Source organism: Aeromonas sp. S11(2024) (assembly GCF_041402345.1).
Lineage (GTDB): Bacteria > Pseudomonadota > Gammaproteobacteria > Enterobacterales > Aeromonadaceae > Aeromonas > Aeromonas veronii.
Genome location: NZ_JBGLRC010000013.1, coordinates 87,972 through 101,806 on the forward strand (window position 1 = coordinate 87,972; position 13,835 = coordinate 101,806).

Below are 13,835 nucleotides of genomic sequence, written 5' to 3' on the forward strand. Positions count from 1 at the left end.
TTGAGTGACTCTTGCTCGATGAAACACATTCGTAACTTTTCGATTATTGCGCACATCGACCACGGTAAATCGACCCTGTCGGACCGTCTGATCCAGACTTGCGGTGGCTTGTCCGACCGCGAGATGCAGGCTCAGGTGCTTGACTCCATGGATCTGGAGCGCGAGCGCGGCATTACCATCAAAGCACAGAGTGTGACCCTGAACTACCAGGCACAAGACGGTAACACCTACCAGCTGAACTTTATCGACACCCCGGGCCACGTGGATTTCTCCTACGAGGTCTCCCGCTCTTTGGCGGCCTGTGAAGGGGCGCTGCTGGTGGTGGATGCCGGCCAGGGGGTTGAGGCACAGACTCTGGCCAACTGCTACACCGCCATGGAAATGGATCTGGAAGTGGTGCCGGTGCTGAACAAGATTGACCTGCCGGCCGCAGAACCCGAGCGGGTTGCCGAGGAGATCGAAGACATCGTCGGTATCGATGCGGTTGATGCGGTGCGCTGCTCCGCCAAGACCGGCCTGGGTGTTGATCTGGTGCTGGAAGAGATCGTCGCCAAGATCCCGGCGCCGGAAGGTGACCCGGATGCCCCGCTGCAGGCGCTGATCATCGACTCCTGGTTCGACTCCTATCTGGGCGTTGTCTCTTTGGTGCGGATCAAGAACGGTTCCCTGAAGAAGAACGACAAGATCAAGGTGATGAGCACCGGTCAGGTGTGGGGTGTCGATCGTATCGGTATCTTCACGCCCAAGCAGGTGGATACCCAGGGTCTGGGCTGTGGCGAGGTAGGTTGGGTTGTCTGCGGTATCAAGGATATCCACGGCGCGCCGGTGGGCGATACCCTGACTCAGGCCAAGAACGGTGCCGACAAGGCGCTGGCTGGCTTCAAGAAGGTGAAGCCGCAGGTTTATGCGGGTCTGTTCCCCATCTCCAGCGATGACTATGAGTCGTTCCGTGACGCCCTCGACAAGCTCTCCCTGAACGATGCCTCCCTGTTCTTCGAACCGGAGAGCTCCACGGCGCTGGGCTTCGGCTTCCGTTGCGGCTTCCTCGGCATGCTGCACATGGAGATCATTCAGGAGCGTCTGGAGCGTGAATACGATCTGGATCTGATCACCACGGCGCCGACCGTAGTGTACGAGATCGAGCTGACCGACGGCTCCACCATCCATATCGACAGCCCGGCCCAGATGCCCGCCATCACCAGCATCAAGGAGATGCGCGAGCCGATCGCCGAGTGTCATATCCTGCTGCCGCAGGAGTACATGGGCAACGTGATCACCCTCTGTATCGAGAAGCGTGGCGTGCAGACCAACATGGTCTATCACGGCAAGCAGGTGGCACTGACCTATGAAATCCCGATGGCGGAAGTGGTGCTCGACTTCTTCGACCGTCTGAAATCCACCAGTCGTGGTTACGCCTCGCTGGACTATGGCTTCAAGCGTTTCGAAACCTCCGACATGGTCCGTCTGGATATCATGATCAACGGTGAGCGCGTCGATGCCCTGGCTATCATCACCCACAAGGACAACGCCCAGTATCGCGGTCGTCAGGTGGTGGAGAAGATGCGCGAGCTGATCCCGCGCCAGATGTTCGATATCGCCATTCAGGCGGCCATCGGCAACCAGATCATCGCTCGCAGCACCGTCAAGGCTCTGCGTAAAGACGTAACCGCCAAGTGCTACGGTGGTGACGTGAGTCGTAAGAAGAAACTGCTGAACAAGCAGAAAGAAGGTAAGAAGCGGATGAAGTCCCTCGGCCGTGTCGACGTGCCGCAGGAAGCCTTCCTCGCGATTCTCCACGTCGGAAAGGATTAATAGATGGCAAGCACGTTTTCCCTGATCCTGGTGGTGGTCTGCGCGATCACCGGTGTTATCTGGTGTCTGGACAAGATGATTTGGTCCAAGCAGCGCGCCGCCAAGATTGCCGTGGCTCGTGCCCATGGCGGTGCCCACCTGGATGAGAAGACTCTGGCCAAGGTGGCCCCTGTACCGGTTTGGATTGAGCAGACCGCCGGGGTCTTCCCGGTCATCACCTTTGTGCTGATCCTGCGTTCGTTCATTTTTGAACCGTTCCAGATCCCGTCAGGTTCCATGATGCCCACCCTGCTGGTGGGCGATTTCATCCTGGTGGAAAAGTTTGCCTATGGTCTGCGGGACCCGGTGACCAACACCAAGTTCCTCGAGACTGGCGAGCCCAAGCGTGGCGACGTGGTGGTATTCAAGTATCCCCTTGAACCGCGCGTTGACTACATCAAGCGGGTGGTCGGCATGCCGGGTGATCGGGTTATCTATCGCAACAAGGAGCTGATGATCCGGCCCAAGTGCGAAGAGCAGGAAGGGAAAACGTGCCCGGGCTTCAAGAAGCTCGACGTCAAGTTTGAACAAAGAGGCGAATTTACCCAGATGGGGATCCCCCTTGATCGCTATACCGAGCAGTTGGGTGATGTCTCCCACGAGACCCTGCGCAATCCGCTGATGCCCGACATGGTTGGCCGTTACTATCGCCAGCCCGGCACCTACCCCGACGAGTGGGTGGTACCGGAAGGCCAGTATTTCGTGATGGGCGACAACCGCGACAACAGCACCGACAGCCGCTTCTGGGGCTTTGTGCCCGAGCAGAATCTGGTCGGCAAGGCGGTCGCTATCTGGATAAGTTTTGAATTCGAGCGCGAAGAAGGCTCCCTGCTGCCAAGTTGGGTACCGACAGGTGTGCGCTTCAACCGCATTGGCGGAATCAAGTAAATGAATATCAAGATGAACAGACTGCAGTCCCGTCTCGGGCATGTTTTTGCGGATCTGGAACTGCTGACCCGGGCGCTGACTCACCGCAGCGCCGGTTCCCGTCACAATGAACGACTGGAATTTCTGGGTGACTCGATTTTGAGTCTGGTGATTGCCGATGATCTGTTCCACCGCTTCCCGCAAGCGGCGGAAGGGGATCTCAGCCGGATGCGCGCCACCCTGGTGCGCGAGAAGACCCTGGCCGAACTGGGCCGGGAGTTTGACCTCGGGGATCACCTGATCCTGGGGCCCGGCGAACTCAAGAGCGGCGGTTTTCGCCGCGAATCCATTCTGGCCGACACGGTCGAGGCGGTGATCGGTGCCGTCTATCTGGATACCAATCTTGAGACGGTGCGGACACTGCTGCTGAGCTGGTATGCCAGCCGCCTGGAAGAGATCAAGCCGGGCATCGAGCAGAAAGATCCCAAGACCCGTCTGCAAGAAATTTTGCAGGGAAGCCGCAAATCCCTGCCGACCTACACCGTGACCAACGTCAAGGGCGAGGCCCACAACCAGGAGTTCACCGTCCAGTGTGATGTGGAAGGTCTGGATGGTCCCCTCGTCGGGGTCGGCACCAGCCGTCGCAAGGCCGAACAGGCCGCGGCGCAGCAAGCATTGGAAAAACTGTCATGACAGATACCACCTACTGCGGCTTTGTCGCCATCGTGGGCCGCCCGAATGTGGGCAAGTCCACCCTGCTCAACAAGCTGCTTGGCCAGAAGGTCAGCATCACCTCGAAGAAGCCCCAGACCACCCGTCACCGGATTTTGGGGATCGATACCGAGGAGAACTACCAGACCATCTATGTGGATACCCCTGGTCTGCACATTGAAGAGAAACGGGCCATCAACCGCCTGATGAACCGTGCCGCCACCAGTTCGCTGGGTGATGTGGCCATGGTGGTGTTCATGGTCGACGGTACCCACTGGACCAAAGACGACGAGATGGTGCTGGGCAAGCTGCGCAATCTCAAGTGCCCGGTGGTGCTGGCGGTCAACAAGATTGACAACGTCAAAGAGAAAGAAGATCTGCTGCCCCACCTCGAGTGGCTGGGCCAACAGATGAACTTCGCCCATATTCTGCCCATCAGTGCCGAAAAGGGCACCAACGTGGAGAAGATCCGCGAGTGGGCCAAGGATCTGCTGCCGGAAAACGTCCACTTCTTCCCGGAAGATTACGTGACCGACCGCTCCTCCCGCTTTATGGCCTCCGAAATCATCCGCGAGAAGCTGATGCGCTTCACCGGTGAGGAGCTGCCCTACTCGGTGACGGTGGAGATCGAGCGCTTCAAGGTGGAAGAGAGCGGCCTTTATCACATCCACGGCCTGATCCTGGTCGAGCGCGATGGCCAGAAGAAGATGGTCATCGGCAACAAGGGTGAGAAGATCAAGACCATCGGCACCGAGGCGCGCCTCGATATGGAACGTCTGTTCCAGAACAAGGTGCACCTGGAGCTGTGGGTCAAGGTCAAGTCGGGCTGGGCTGATGATGAGCGCGCCCTGCGCAGCCTCGGGTATGGCGACGACTGATTGCTGACCCCGGCTTTCGTCATCCATAGTCGGCCCTATCGGGAGACCAGCCAGCTGGTCGAGGTCTTCACCCAGGATAGTGGCCGATTTACCCTGGTGGCTCGCGGTTCTCGCGGGCCACGCTCCCCTCTCAAGGGGCTGCTGCAACCCTTTACCCTGCTCACCATCGCCTGGCGCGGCAAGGGGGATCTCAAGAACCTCACCCAGGTCGAGTGCCCCGACCACTCCCTGCGTCTCGGCGGTGATCGCCTCTTCTACGGTCTCTATCTCAACGAGCTGGTCTACTACCTGCTGGAAGCGCACACCCCGTTCCCCGAAGTGTTCGATGCCTATGCCCGTGCCATCATGGCGCTGGCCGATGGCGAGACGCCGGAGCTGCCGCTGCGCCGCTTCGAGTTCCTGCTGCTGCAGGCGCTCGGCTATGCGGTGGATTTCGAATACACGGCGGACGACGAGTCGCCCATCGAGCCGACCCTGCTCTATGGCTTCGAGCGTGAATTGGGCTTTGTTGCTTGCGAGCGGGCGCCGGATCCCCGTACCCTGTTTCTCGGTGCCCACCTGCTCGCCTTTGCCGAGGGACGTTTCGATACCCCTCCCTTGCTGCAGGCGGCCAAACGTTTCAGCCGATTGGCGTTGCAACCCTATCTGGGCAAGCGCCAGCTAAAGAGCCGGGAGCTGTTTTTAAAACGCAAAGCCAGCATGCAAGGCTGACACAGATTACAGACATACGGATATTGGCGCGGTGTGATTCGCTGACCGCGCAGTCAACAGATGAAGCCTTTCAAGGAGTTCTCAATGAGTGAAATCTATCTGGGTGTGAACATCGACCATATCGCCACCCTGCGCAACGCCCGTGGCACCCAGTATCCGGATCCGGTACAGGCCGCGTTCGTGGCCGAGCAGGCCGGGGCCGATGGCATTACCGTGCATCTGCGTGAAGATCGCCGCCACATCACCGACCGCGATGTGGAGATCCTGCGCCAGACTATCCAGACCAGAATGAACCTGGAGATGGCGGTGACCGAAGAGATGATCGGCATCGCCTGCCGCATCAAGCCCCACTTCGTCTGTCTGGTGCCGGAGAAGCGCACCGAAGTGACCACCGAGGGCGGTCTGGACGTGGCCGGTCAGCTGGACAAGGTGACTGACGCAGTTGCCCGCCTCTCTGCTGTGGGTGCCCAGGTATCCCTCTTTATCGATGCCGACCCAATCCAGATCGATGCGGCTGCCGAGAGTGGCGCCCCCTTTATCGAGATCCACACTGGCCGTTACGCCGATGCAACTACCGATGCCGAGCGCAACGCCGAGTTCAAGCGCATTGCCGCCGGTGCCTCCTATGCCGCTGGCAAGGGGCTCAAGGTCAATGCCGGCCACGGCCTGCACTACCACAACGTCAAGGCTATCGCTGCTATTCCCGAGCTCTATGAACTCAATATAGGCCACGCCATCATCGGCCGTGCCGCCTTCGATGGTCTGGCCAAAGCCGTGAGCGATATGCGCCTGCTGATGCAGGAAGCCCGTCAGGGGATCTGATTCGCTGGATGGGTCCGCGGTCTGAGACCGGCCGCTAGAAATAACAAGGGACGCCGCGGCGTCCTTTGTTATTTCAGGTGTTGTTCAAGTGAGGGCAATGGGTTGGCGGCCACCGAGCTGTAATAACCCAGCACAATCGGCTATAAGCAGTTGATGTCAAAAGGGTTACACTGGTTGACCCTGTAAGCTGGACGAGATTGTTATGGATCATCCCTTGTACCACCCCGATATCACCGAACTTGAACCTGTTGCCCGAGCGGCGGGGGCGGCCATCATGGCCATCTACAGCCAGCCCTTCGCGGTGGAGTACAAGAGCGACGAAAGTCCGCTGACCGCGGCCGACAAGGGGGCTCATGAGGTGATCGTTCAGGCGTTGGCACGGCTGACTCCGGATATTCCCGTACTGTCTGAGGAGTCGGGGCCCGAGGTGATGGCGGCGCGCCACGGCTGGTCCCGCTACTGGCTGGTGGATCCCCTCGACGGCACCAAGGAGTTTGTCTCGCGCAACGGCGAGTTCACCGTCAATATCGCGCTGATTGAAGAGGGGGCACCGCGCTGGGGGCTGGTCTATGCCCCTGTGCTGGACAAGCTCTGGTATGGCGGAAAGGGTCTCGGTGCCTGGCGCATCGCCGATGGCAAGCGCGAGCCTATCCAGACCCGGCCTCATCGTGAAGGCGAGGCGTGGCGAGTGGTGGGCAGTCGCAACCACCTGTCGCAGGAGACCCTCGATTTCTTGGCTCCTTTTGGCGAGCTCGAGCTGGTCTCCATGGGCAGCTCCCTCAAGTTCTGCATCATTGCCGAGGGGGGCGCCGAGCTCTATCCGCGCCTTGCTCCTACTTGCGAGTGGGACACCGGTGCGGCGCAGGCTTTGCTGGAGGGGGCCGGTGGCAGCGTCACCCAACTCGATGGCTCATCCCTTGCCTACAACAAGCCCGATATCCTCAATCCCTGGTTTGTCGCCAAGGCATAAACGAGATATCGGGATGCAAAAAGGCCGGACTGGAATGAACTTCCAGTCCGGCCTTTTTTATTTCGCTATTCGCTTCGGGTCAGAAGACCTTTTTGAACGGCTTGATGATGACCTTGGCGTAAACACCGGCGGTCACATAAGGGTCGGCATCAGCCCAGGCTTTGGCGTCAGCTTGCGAGGCAAACTCGGCGATAACGGTGCTGCCGGTAAAGCCTGCATCTGCTGGATCCTCGGCATCGATGGCCGGGTTGGGACCGGCGGTCAGCAGGCGCCCTTCACCCTGCAGGGCTTGCAGGCGAGCCAGATGGGCAGGGCGAACCTGCTTGCGCAGTGGCAGGCTATCGGGGACATCTTCGGAGTAGATGAGATACCACATGAGACAATCCTTTTCTGATGAGGGTTATTTTTTTGGTTCGTCTTTTTGCTGGGACAACTGCTCGGCAGGGATGTGGCGATAGAGATAGACGCCGCTCAGCAGGGTAAAGACCAGCGTCATCCCCAGCAGACCGAACACCTTGAAGTTGACCCACATCTCTTGCGGCAGGTTGAACGCCACGTAGAGGTTGAGCAGGCCACAGACGGTAAAGAAGCCGACCCAGCCGAGATTGACTGTGTCCCAGACCTTATCGGGTGCTTGCAGCTCTTTGGCCAGCATCTGTTTGATCAAATTTTTGCCAAAGCCGTAGCGGCTGATGAGCAGGCCCAGTGCGAACAGCACGTTGATGACAGTCACTTTCCACTTGATGAAGGTGTCATCGTGGAAGAACACGGTGAGACCGCCAAAGAAGCCGACCAGCAGGAAGGTGAACAGCTGCATTTTCTCGACTTTGCGATAGCGGATCCAGCTATAGGCGAGCTGCAGACCGGTGACCACCACCAGTGCACCGGTAGCCATGTAGATGTCGTAGAACTTGTAGACCGCGAAGAAAACGATAAGTGGAATAAATTCAATAAATTGCTTCATTGTTGGCGCCTAGTCCTCAAAGATGGCCTGCAAATTTCGCCCAGTCTACCTGTACAGCAGACAACGGCAAATGAATAAGACCGCTCATTTTTACGCCGGTTCCGCGCCGTCGCCAAACAGTTGGCGTGCAATAGAGATCCCCAGTCGCTGCTGATCGGCCAGCAGGTCGCGGATATGGCGCTCTTCAATCAGAGGGTTGAGCAGCACGGCGCGCAGCAGGGTGAGCGGTTGGGCACCGTAGCGCACCACGGCGCGCTGGGTACGGGAGACAAAGCTGTGTCCCTCGGCCCGCTGGGCTTTTTGCAGGGACACGTTGAAGTCGTTGATCTGCGCATTGGCCGTCTCATCCAGCACCTTGCCCTGCAGATGGGGCGGGATGCAGCGATAGGAGAGCAGATTCATCACCGGTGCCGACATCAGCTCGAAGGCGGGGGCGCTTTCGATGAGCTCGGCCATCAATCTGGCTCGGTCGTAGTTGGCTTCGATAAGCTCGGCATAGCCTTGCTGGCCGAAGACCTGGAAGGCGGCGTCCAGATAGAGTGCATTGGCCGGGCGGGTGCCCTCCAGGGTAAAGCGACCCTGATCAAACGAGGTGGCGCGAATAGCGTAGGGCGCCTCTCGCTTGACCGCCATCATCAAGTCTGGCTGGCGGCAGAGCAGCATGCCGGTACCGAGCGGCACCAGCAGTTGCTTGTGACCATCGAGGGTGACGGTGTCGGCGTGCTCTATTCCGGCCAGCAGACCTTGATAGCGGGGGGAGAAGAGGGTGGGGCCGCCCCAGGCGGCATCCACGTGGAAGTGGATCTGCTCGCGCTCGGCGATGGCGGCCAGCTCAGGCAGGGGGTCGATGGAGCCAAAGTCGGTACTGCCAGCCACGCCGACCAATGCCAGTATTTTCAATTTCTGCTCTTTGCACTGGATCAGCGCCTGCTCCAGCGCAGCCAGACTGAGCCGGTTCTGTTCGTCAGTCTCAAGGCGCCAGACGCTGCGGGCGCCCAGTCCCAGCAGATCCATCCCCTTGTCGAAGGAGTAGTGCATCAGCCGGGAGCCCAGAATGACGGCGCCGCGATAGCCCTGCTCATAGAGGGCGAACAGGTTGTCGCCGCAGGCGCGGTTGCGGGCCAGCCAGAGGGCGGTGACGTTGGCGATGGTACCGCCGCTGGTCATGACGCCGAGGGCGGCATCCTTGGCATGCATCTGCTCGCCGTAGAAGGCATCATCCCTGCCATAGATGAGGCGGTGCAGCTTGGCCAGCACCTCCCGCTCCAGAAAGCTGAGCAGACGGGAGGACTCCATCTTCATCGGATTCTGGTTCAGCATCACCAGCAGGCGCGAGAGCTCGGCAGTATAGGCCGGCAGTGGTGCCGTCATGTGGCCCATATAGCGTGGCGAGGTGAGGTGCGAGGCGCCGGGCACCAGAGTAGCCAGCCGCGCCAGATACTCCTCGATAGGTTGGCCGACTGCAGGCATGCGGGATTGATCGAGCTGGTGGGTGAACAGGTCGCGCTGATAGGGGGCCTGACTGTCGTCGGAGTGGTGGAAGCTCTCCAGCAAGGTGTTCATCGCCTCGCCAAAGGCGGGATCCGCTTGTGCAAACAACTCAGTCAACTTCATCAGGTTCTCCAGACCAGGTCACCGGGTTAGGTGTCTATGCCGCTTGTCTCGGGCATCGGCGGCAGAGCATACACCAAAGGGGGGCGGGTGACAGCCACCCCATTTTTAAGTGAACACTTGTACTCTGAAATGGTGCTGGGTAGAGTGAGCCGCAGTTATTGTGGAGTCGATGTTATGAGTGGTGTGATGGATTACTCCCCCCGGGAGGAGCTGGCAAACCGGCTGAGTCACGGTGCGGGATTGTTGCTGGGGATTGTCGGGCTGGTGTTGTTGCTCATCAAAGGATGGGGGCAGGGTACGCAGGCGCTGGTGAGTTACAGCCTTTATGGCGGCAGTCTGGTGCTGCTCTATCTCGCCTCGACCCTTTACCACAGCATGGGGTCAGGGTGGGCCAGACGCTGGTGCAAGGTGTTTGATCACTGTGCCATCTATCTGCTGATCGCCGGTACTTATACCCCCTTTCTGCTGGTGGCGCTCGACACGCCGCTGGCGAAAGGGTTGATGGTGGTGATCTGGGCCCTGGCGCTGGCTGGCGTGGTGTTCAAGCTGGTGTTTATCAACCGCTTCAAGAAGTTGTCGCTCTTTACCTACCTGATGCTGGGTTGGCTGTCGCTGGTGGTCATCTACCAGCTCTATATCCATCTGGCCGGTGAGGGGCTGCTGCTGCTCGGGCTTGGCGGCCTTATCTACAGCCTCGGGGTCATCTTCTATGTGGCCAAGCAGATCCCCTATAACCACGCCATCTGGCATCTCTTTGTGCTGGGTGGCAGCGTTTGTCACTTTATGGCCATTTACGGCTACGTCGCCTAACGTCTTGCAACTAGCCCTTAATTGGTATTTTTAGCGCGTAAAAGGATAAATTCGTGCGGTATCACACAGTTGGCATCAGCGTTTGCTGACAAGCTAGGGCCAGTTCAATTCGCAAAGGATGCACGAAATGAGTGAAATTGCGCTTTCCATCAGCATGTTGTCGCTGGTGGCAGTGCTAGGACTCTGGCTGGGAAACTGGCGAGTCTATGGCGTTGGCTTGGGAATAGGGGGGGTGCTGTTCGGCGGCATCATAGTGGGTCACTTTGCAGGCGCCTCCGATCTCGCGCTGGATGCACAAACGCTTCACTTTATTCAAGAATTTGGTCTGATCCTGTTTGTCTATACCATCGGCATCCAGGTTGGGCCGGGTTTCTTCTCGTCATTGCGCAGTTCGGGTCTCAAACTCAACGCCTTTGCTGCTTTGCTGGTTATCCTGGGGTGCATCGTTGCGGCGGCACTTCATCAACTGTTTGATGTGCCGCTACCGGTGATCCTCGGGGTCTTCTCCGGTGCCGTCACCAATACGCCATCCCTCGGTGCGGGCCAGCAGATCCTGGCCGAGCTGGGCGCCGCGCCCGGCTCTACCGGCCTGATGGGGATGGGCTATGCGGTTGCCTATCCGTTTGGTATCTGTGGCATTTTGCTCACCATGTGGCTGGTTCGGGTATTCTTTCGCATCAAGATCGACGATGAAGCCGCCCAGTTCGAGCTGCAAACCGGTAAAACCAAGGAGAGCTTGCAGACCATCAACATCGCGGTGCGCAACCCCAACATGCACGGCCTGATGCTGAGCGAGATCCCGAGTCTCGACGAGTCTGATGTCATCTGCTCGCGCCTCAAACGGGGCGACGAGCTGATGGTGCCACGGCCGGAATCCCGTATCGAACTGGGTGACTTGTTACATCTGGTGGGTGAGCGCCACGCGCTGCACAAGGTGTTGCTGGTATTGGGGGAGGAGGTGGAGACCTCGCTCTCGACCCGGGGCACCGATCTGCGCGTCGAGCGGGTAGTGGTGACCAACGAGCAGGTTCTTGGCAAGAAGATCCGCGATCTGGATATCAAACAACGCTATGACGTGGTGATCTCGCGCCTCAACCGTGCCGGTATCGAACTGGTGCCGACCAGTCAGACTAGCCTGCAGTTTGGCGATATTCTCAACCTGGTTGGCCGTCTCGACGCCATCGAAGCGGTGACCAATGTGGTCGGCAACGTGCAGCAAAAACTGCAGCAGGTGCAGATGTTGCCGGTATTTATCGGGATCGGTCTCGGCGTATTGCTCGGTTCCATCCCCTTCTATCTGCCCGGTTTCCCGGCCGCCCTCAAGCTGGGTCTGGCGGGCGGGCCGCTGGTGGTGGCGCTGATCCTGTCGCGGATCGGCAGCATCGGCAAGCTCTACTGGTTCATGCCACCCAGCGCCAACCTGGCACTGCGGGAGATCGGGATCGTGCTGTTTCTGGCTGTGGTCGGCTTCAAGTCCGGTGCCGGTTTCGTCGATACCCTGATCAACGGTGATGGCCCAGCCTGGATGCTCTACGGTATGGCGATCACCCTGATCCCGCTGCTGGTGGTCGGTGTGCTGGCACGCCTCTACGGCAAGATGAACTATCTGACCCTGTGCGGCTTGCTGGCCGGCTCCATGACAGATCCTCCCGCGCTGGCCTTTGCCAACGCCATGCACCCGACCAGTGGCGCCAGTGCGCTCTCATACGCCACTGTCTACCCGCTGGTGATGTTTCTGCGGATCATCTCGCCACAGCTGCTGGCTATCATCCTCTGGGCGGGAGCCTAGGGTTAATCTTGACGGGAGCATGCCTTGTCATGCTCTCGTCATTATTCTGTAATTTATTGATAATTTTGGTTTTTACCATTCTCGCAACCTCGTTTTACACACTTCTGTCTGGCTGAACAGTTCAGCCTCAAATCGGTCTATCCTTTCGAATTTTCGAGCTGGTTATTTTTCCCCTCAGTCTGCAAAGTAGGCTGTGGCTTATTGCATTCAAATCAGGATTCAGGAGAGAACATGATCACCAATGCCGTTACCTTGGAACAGGGCGTAACCGTAACCCAACTTAAAGGACAAATTTATCTGGTTGCCGCAGATGGCAGCCGGAAGCTGTTGGCTGAAGGTGATGTACTGCCGAAAGGGGCGGTGATCATGTCGCCGGATGGCGCCAGTTTCATGGGAGGCGGACAGTCGTTCAATGTGCAACCAGCCAGCGAGCAGAGTGAACCTGCCGAAGAGGGGGATGCTCCCCAGCTGGCGCAAAACGGCGCTGCTGGTACTCCTGATGATATCAGTGCCTTGCAACAGGCGATCTTGGGTGGCGCTGACCCGACTCAGGCCTTTGAAGCCTCTGCTGCAGGCGGTGCACCTGCCGCCGGTGGTGGCGGTATTGGGGGCGTAGCCGGTGCCAGTGGCAACGGCGGTTTTGTCACCATCGATCGTACCGGTTCCGCAACCATTGCTGAAGCCACCTTCGATACCACCTACAACGCCAATGGTGAGCCACCGCAGGGTGCTGCTGGCGAAGATGAGCCTCTATTTATATCCGCGAACCTTGTCTTGAGTGCAAATACGCAGGTGAACGAAGGTGGGCTTATCACCTTTACCGCGACACTTGATGAACTTGTTTTTGGTTCTGACTTGGTTATTCAGTTGTCGAATGGTGCAGTTATCACCATTCCCGTTGGTCAGAGCTCCGGTTCAGTCACTGTTGCTGCTCCGGCAGACAGCCCTTATATCGATCCGTCAACGATCACCGTTTCGATTACCGGTACTCTGGGCAGTGGTTTCAACCAGATTATCACTGGACCTTCAACGACTACCCAGATTAACGACACTGTCGACACCACCACTGTGACCCTGGGCGCCCCGGCGCAGGTCAACGAAGGGGGCCAGATCACCTACAGTGCCAGCGTCAATAACGCCCCGCAGAGTGACCTGGTGCTGACCCTGTCCAACGGCGCCAGCATCACCATCAAGGCGGGCGAACTGAGCGGCAGCGTGACGGTCGATGCCCCGATCGACGATGTGTACAAGGATGGTAGCAGCCTGACGGTGAACATCACCGGTAGCCAGGGCGGCAACTACGAGCAACTGGATACCAGCAGCACGGTAACCACTGTGGTGGGCGACACCGTGGATACCACCACGGTGACCCTGAGCTCGGTCACCAACGGCCTGACGGTGACCGAGGGCGGCAGCATCGTCTACACCGCCAGCGTCAACAACCCGGTGACCGGCAGCCCGCTCACCGTGACCCTCTCCAACGGGGTGGTGATCACCATTCCGGTGGGCAGCAGCAGCGCCAACAGCGAGCCGTTCTCGGTGCGGGAAGATGATGCCTACCATCAGGGTAACGAGACGCTGAGCGTCACCATCGACGAGACCAGCGGTGGCAACTACGAGAGCGTGGCGACCACAGGCACTATCACCAACACCGTGGTGGATGACAACGACACCGCTTTTACTCTGAAGCTGTTTGCGGTGGATGCGCAGGGCAATGTGGTCGACAGCTCCACAGTGTCGGAAGAAGGTGAAACCAGCGCCTACTACGTGGTGCGTGCCGTGGATGCCAACGGTAACGTGCTGGCGACCCAGCCGACCGGCAACGTGAACGTGAGCTTTGGCAACCTG

General features: G+C 58.8%; 13 protein-coding genes. 10 read left to right on the forward strand and 3 right to left on the reverse strand.

Annotation, left to right across the window (positions count from 1 at the left end; genetic code table 11):
• Positions 1-18: 18 nt before the first annotated feature.
• The 7 genes from lepA (at position 19) to cysQ (ending at position 6,810) form a co-directional block, all read left to right on the forward strand.
• Positions 19-1,812 (forward strand): translation elongation factor 4, encoded by a 1,794-nt coding sequence (gene lepA / locus ACB040_RS12695; RefSeq protein ID WP_005335396.1) that lies wholly within the window; start codon positions 19-21, stop codon positions 1,810-1,812.
• A gap of 3 nt (positions 1,813-1,815) precedes the next feature.
• Complete coding sequence (lepB, locus tag ACB040_RS12700; RefSeq protein WP_005335395.1) at positions 1,816-2,739, forward strand: signal peptidase I; 924 nt, start codon at positions 1,816-1,818, stop codon at positions 2,737-2,739.
• Positions 2,740-3,411 carry a ribonuclease III gene (gene rnc, locus ACB040_RS12705; RefSeq protein ID WP_005335394.1) on the forward strand — a complete coding sequence of 224 codons (672 nt, stop codon included), beginning with the start codon at positions 2,740-2,742 and terminating at the stop codon, positions 3,409-3,411.
• Positions 3,408-4,307: a GTPase Era gene (gene era, locus ACB040_RS12710; protein WP_064341348.1), complete on the forward strand. Its 900-nt coding sequence runs from the start codon at positions 3,408-3,410 to the stop codon at positions 4,305-4,307. The genes rnc and era overlap by 4 nt, the downstream gene beginning before the upstream one ends.
• Positions 4,308-5,018 carry a DNA repair protein RecO gene (gene recO / locus ACB040_RS12715; protein ID WP_005335391.1) on the forward strand — a complete coding sequence of 237 codons (711 nt, stop codon included), beginning with the start codon at positions 4,308-4,310 and terminating at the stop codon, positions 5,016-5,018.
• Between the two features lie 84 nt (positions 5,019-5,102).
• Positions 5,103-5,840 carry a pyridoxine 5'-phosphate synthase gene (pdxJ, locus tag ACB040_RS12720; protein ID WP_005335389.1) on the forward strand — a complete coding sequence of 246 codons (738 nt, stop codon included), beginning with the start codon at positions 5,103-5,105 and terminating at the stop codon, positions 5,838-5,840.
• Positions 5,841-6,042: 202 nt separating this feature from the next.
• On the forward strand, positions 6,043-6,810 hold the full coding sequence (gene cysQ / locus ACB040_RS12725) for a 3'(2'),5'-bisphosphate nucleotidase CysQ (RefSeq protein WP_371154957.1): 768 nt from the start codon (positions 6,043-6,045) through the stop codon (positions 6,808-6,810).
• A 79-nt stretch (positions 6,811-6,889) separates the two neighbouring features.
• Here cysQ and ACB040_RS12730 read toward each other — a convergent pair whose 3' ends face one another.
• The 3 genes from ACB040_RS12730 to ACB040_RS12740 form a co-directional block, all read right to left on the reverse strand.
• Complete coding sequence (locus ACB040_RS12730) at positions 6,890-7,186, reverse strand: YciI family protein (RefSeq protein ID WP_371154955.1); 297 nt, start codon at positions 7,184-7,186, stop codon at positions 6,890-6,892.
• Positions 7,187-7,210: 24 nt separating this feature from the next.
• Positions 7,211-7,774 (reverse strand): septation protein A, encoded by a 564-nt coding sequence (locus ACB040_RS12735; protein WP_064335576.1) that lies wholly within the window; start codon positions 7,772-7,774, stop codon positions 7,211-7,213.
• 90 nt (positions 7,775-7,864) lie between these two features.
• Positions 7,865-9,388 carry an aminotransferase class V-fold PLP-dependent enzyme gene (locus ACB040_RS12740; protein ID WP_371154953.1) on the reverse strand — a complete coding sequence of 508 codons (1,524 nt, stop codon included), beginning with the start codon at positions 9,386-9,388 and terminating at the stop codon, positions 7,865-7,867.
• A 174-nt stretch (positions 9,389-9,562) separates the two neighbouring features.
• On the opposite strand from ACB040_RS12740, the gene ACB040_RS12745 reads away from it, so the two are divergent.
• From ACB040_RS12745 to ACB040_RS12755, 3 genes are all read left to right on the forward strand, one after another.
• A complete protein-coding gene (locus tag ACB040_RS12745; protein WP_371154951.1) occupies positions 9,563-10,198 on the forward strand; it encodes a hemolysin III family protein in 636 nt (211 codons plus the stop codon).
• Positions 10,199-10,325: 127 nt separating this feature from the next.
• Positions 10,326-11,987 carry a putative transporter gene (locus ACB040_RS12750; protein WP_371154949.1) on the forward strand — a complete coding sequence of 554 codons (1,662 nt, stop codon included), beginning with the start codon at positions 10,326-10,328 and terminating at the stop codon, positions 11,985-11,987.
• 231 nt (positions 11,988-12,218) lie between these two features.
• Positions 12,219-13,835, forward strand: a 1,617-nt coding sequence (locus ACB040_RS12755; RefSeq protein ID WP_371154947.1) for a retention module-containing protein, incomplete at its 3' end; no start/stop codon positions are given.

What these genes read in the sequence shown, in the direction of transcription:
- lepA (WP_005335396.1), top strand. Translation starts at nt 19, where the DNA reads ATGAAACACATTCGTAACTTTTCGATTATTGCGCACATCGACCACGGT.
- lepB (WP_005335395.1), top strand. Translation starts at nt 1,816, where the DNA reads ATGGCAAGCACGTTTTCCCTGATCCTGGTGGTGGTCTGCGCGATCACC.
- rnc (WP_005335394.1), top strand. Translation starts at nt 2,740, where the DNA reads ATGAATATCAAGATGAACAGACTGCAGTCCCGTCTCGGGCATGTTTTT.
- era (WP_064341348.1), top strand. Translation starts at nt 3,408, where the DNA reads ATGACAGATACCACCTACTGCGGCTTTGTCGCCATCGTGGGCCGCCCG.
- pdxJ (WP_005335389.1), top strand. Translation starts at nt 5,103, where the DNA reads ATGAGTGAAATCTATCTGGGTGTGAACATCGACCATATCGCCACCCTG.
- cysQ (WP_371154957.1), top strand. Translation starts at nt 6,043, where the DNA reads ATGGATCATCCCTTGTACCACCCCGATATCACCGAACTTGAACCTGTT.
- ACB040_RS12730 (WP_371154955.1), bottom strand. Translation starts at nt 7,186, where the DNA reads ATGTGGTATCTCATCTACTCCGAAGATGTCCCCGATAGCCTGCCACTG.
- ACB040_RS12735 (WP_064335576.1), bottom strand. Translation starts at nt 7,774, where the DNA reads ATGAAGCAATTTATTGAATTTATTCCACTTATCGTTTTCTTCGCGGTC.
- ACB040_RS12740 (WP_371154953.1), bottom strand. Translation starts at nt 9,388, where the DNA reads ATGAAGTTGACTGAGTTGTTTGCACAAGCGGATCCCGCCTTTGGCGAG.
- ACB040_RS12745 (WP_371154951.1), top strand. Translation starts at nt 9,563, where the DNA reads ATGAGTGGTGTGATGGATTACTCCCCCCGGGAGGAGCTGGCAAACCGG.
- ACB040_RS12750 (WP_371154949.1), top strand. Translation starts at nt 10,326, where the DNA reads ATGAGTGAAATTGCGCTTTCCATCAGCATGTTGTCGCTGGTGGCAGTG.